General features: G+C 40.7%; 1 protein-coding gene. It reads left to right on the top strand.

All coding sequences use genetic code 11. The features are described 5' to 3' along the window. Positions 1 to 351 (top strand): CarD family transcriptional regulator (locus KH400_RS22895; RefSeq protein ID WP_217228563.1); only part of this gene is annotated, 351 nt, incomplete at both ends.

The following is a 351-nucleotide window of genomic DNA, read 5'->3' as shown; positions in this document are numbered from 1 at the left end:
ATATGCAGATGATGGTCCCAAAAGGCAGAATCAATCAACTAGGTATACGTCCGGTAGCTGATCAAGCTACGCTGAAAGTTGTGATGAACAATTTTGCAGAAGAAACAAACGACGACACGCTTACTTGGAAGCAAAGATATGATGAAAATCTGAAAAAGCTAAAAACAGGTTCGATTGAAGATGGCGCAGACGTTGTCAAAGATCTGATGAGACGTAATCAGAAAAAAGCCTTAAATTCTAGTGAAAAGAAGATGCTTGAAGATGCACGGGGCATGTTAGTGAGCGAAATTTCACTGGCACAAGGCATGTCGCAAGATGAAGTGCTGACAGCATTAGAGAATGAATTAAGAG

Origin of the sequence: Desertibacillus haloalkaliphilus (genome assembly GCF_019039105.1) — a bacterium.
Classification (GTDB): Bacteria; Bacillota; Bacilli; order Bacillales; family KJ1-10-99; genus Desertibacillus; species Desertibacillus haloalkaliphilus.
This window is presented reverse-complemented; position numbering and strand designations above follow the sequence as displayed.